Here is a 2663-nt window from a genome sequence, read left to right on the forward strand (position 1 = left end):
GGCGACCGCCAACTATATTGCTGAGCTTTGCATGCAGTATGGCGTTGAAGCCAGCCGTATCGCCCATGGCGTACCGGTTGGCGGCGAGCTGGAAATGGTCGACGGCACCACGCTGTCGCACTCTCTGGCCGGGCGTCACAAGATTAAATTCTGAACAAACGGAGGCCGCGACGGCGGCTTCCGCTTGAAATCCTTCGCGCTTGTCCCCATTTCACCCTCAACGTGTTTTTACCATTGAAAATGGCATTGTTGAGGTAGATCTACATGAAAGGACAAGAAACTCGTGGTTTTCAGTCAGAAGTAAAACAGCTTCTGCACCTGATGATCCATTCTCTGTATTCCAATAAAGAAATCTTCCTGCGTGAGCTCATCTCTAACGCCTCGGATGCGGCAGACAAGCTGCGTTTCCGCGCACTGTCTAACCCGGACCTGTACGAGGGGGACGGTGAACTGCGTGTGCGTGTTTCCTTCGATAAAGATAAGCGTACGTTGACCATTGCTGATAACGGCGTGGGGATGAACCGTGATGACGTCATCGATCATCTGGGGACCATTGCGAAATCCGGCACCAAATCTTTCCTCGAATCCATGGGCTCCGATCAGGCGAAAGACAGCCAGTTGATCGGTCAGTTCGGGGTTGGCTTCTACTCGGCGTTTATCGTGGCCGATAAAGTGACCGTACGTACCCGCGCGGCGGGCGACAAACCTGAGAACGGCGTGTTCTGGGAATCTGCGGGCGAAGGTGAATACACCGTTGCCGACATCACCAAAGACGATCGCGGCACCGAAATCACTTTGCATCTGCGCGAAGGCGAAGACGAGTTCCTTGATGACTGGCGCGTACGTTCCATCATCAGCAAATATTCCGACCATATCGCGCTGCCGGTAGAGATCGAAAAATCCGAAGAGAAAGACGGCGAGACCGTGGTTTCCTGGGAAAAGATCAACAAGGCGCAGGCGCTGTGGACGCGTAACAAGTCGGAAATCAAAGATGACGAGTACAACGAATTCTACAAGCATATTGCCCACGACTTCACTGACCCGCTGACCTGGAGCCACAACCGTGTGGAAGGTAAGCAGGAGTACACCAGCCTGCTGTACATTCCGTCGCAGGCGCCGTGGGATATGTGGAACCGCGATCACAAGCATGGTCTGAAACTGTACGTTCAGCGTGTGTTCATCATGGACGACGCCGAGCAGTTTATGCCGAACTACCTGCGCTTTGTGCGCGGCCTGATAGATTCCAACGATCTACCGCTGAACGTTTCCCGTGAGATCCTGCAGGACAGCACCGTCACCCGTAACCTGCGCAGCGCGCTGACCAAACGCGTGTTGCAGATGCTGGAAAAACTGGCGAAAGATGATGCCGAAAAATACCAGACCTTCTGGAAACAGTTCGGCCTGGTGCTGAAAGAAGGTCCGGCGGAAGACCACGCTAATCAGGAAACTATCGCTAAGCTGATGCGCTTCGCGTCTACGCACACAGACTCCTCCGCACAGACCGTGTCGCTGGAAGACTATATCTCCCGCATGAAAGAAGGGCAGGAGAAAATCTACTACATCACTGCAGACAGCTATGCGGCGGCGAAGAGCAGCCCGCACCTGGAACTGCTGCGTAAGAAAGGCATTGAAGTGCTGCTGCTTTCTGACCGCATCGATGAGTGGATGATGAACTACCTGACCGAGTTCGACGGCAAGCCGTTCCAGTCCGTTGCGAAAGCCGACGAGTCCATCGATAAGCTGGCGGATGAAGTGGACGAGAGCGCGAAAGAAGCGGAAAAAGCGCTGACGCCGTTCGTTGAACGCGTGAAAACGCTGCTGGGCGATCGCGTCAAAGAAGTGCGTCTGACCCACCGTCTGACCGACACGCCGGCCATCGTCACCACCGATGCGGATGAAATGAGCACCCAGATGGCGAAACTGTTCGCTGCTGCGGGTCAGGCCGTACCGGACGTGAAATATATCTTTGAACTTAACCCGGACCACGTGCTGGTAAAACGCACGGCGGATACCCAGGACGAAACGCAGTTTAAAGAGTGGATTGAACTGCTGCTGGATCAGGCTCTGTTCGCCGAACGCGGCACGCTGGAAGATCCGAACCAGTTCATCCGCCGTATGAACCAGTTGCTGGTATCCTGATAGCCATCATCTAATGCCGGATGGCGCTAACGCGTATCCGGCCTACCATATCTTTTACTCGTAGGCCGGATAAGGTGTGTACACCGCCATCCGGTAATTTCACTCCTTATTTTCAATTTTCCCTCCATTAACCGTTTCAGCGTCGGGCGTCTTCCTTGAGCCAATTGCGTGATGGTGGTATCGTTTAGCGCTTTTTAAAAAATATCGACAACCTTTAAGGGGATTTTCGTAATGCGTATCATTCTGCTTGGCGCTCCGGGCGCGGGTAAAGGAACTCAGGCTCAGTTCATCATGGAGAAGTATGGTATTCCGCAAATCTCCACCGGTGATATGCTGCGTGCCGCCGTGAAATCTGGCTCCGAGCTGGGCAAACAAGCGAAAGACATCATGGACGCCGGTAAGCTGGTGACTGATGAGCTGGTGATTGCGCTGGTAAAAGAGCGTATTGCTCAGGAAGACTGCCGTAATGGTTTCCTGCTCGATGGCTTCCCGCGTACTATTCCGCAGGCTGACGCCATGAAAGA

At 53.8% G+C, this 2663-nt stretch carries 2 protein-coding genes and 1 pseudogene; all 3 read left to right on the forward strand.

What is annotated here, in order from left to right; translation table 11 throughout:
* Positions 1–154, forward strand: a pseudogene (gene recR / locus KQJ18_RS23195) (recombination protein RecR); the annotation flags it as partial.
* A 110-nt stretch (positions 155–264) separates the two neighbouring features.
* Positions 265–2139 carry a molecular chaperone HtpG gene (gene htpG / locus KQJ18_RS23200; protein WP_085047620.1) on the forward strand — a complete coding sequence of 625 codons (1875 nt, stop codon included), beginning with the start codon at positions 265–267 and terminating at the stop codon, positions 2137–2139.
* A 231-nt stretch (positions 2140–2370) separates the two neighbouring features.
* Positions 2371–2663, forward strand: a 293-nt coding sequence (locus KQJ18_RS23205; RefSeq protein WP_216422859.1) for a nucleoside monophosphate kinase, incomplete at its 3' end; no start/stop codon positions are given.

Origin of the sequence: Citrobacter sp. S55_ASV_140, from assembly GCF_018919505.1 — a bacterium.
Lineage (GTDB): Bacteria > Pseudomonadota > Gammaproteobacteria > Enterobacterales > Enterobacteriaceae > Citrobacter > Citrobacter werkmanii.

Excerpts from the sequence above, each read along its gene's own strand:
- htpG (WP_085047620.1), top strand. The coding sequence starts at position 265 with ATGAAAGGACAAGAAACTCGTGGTTTTCAGTCAGAAGTAAAACAGCTT.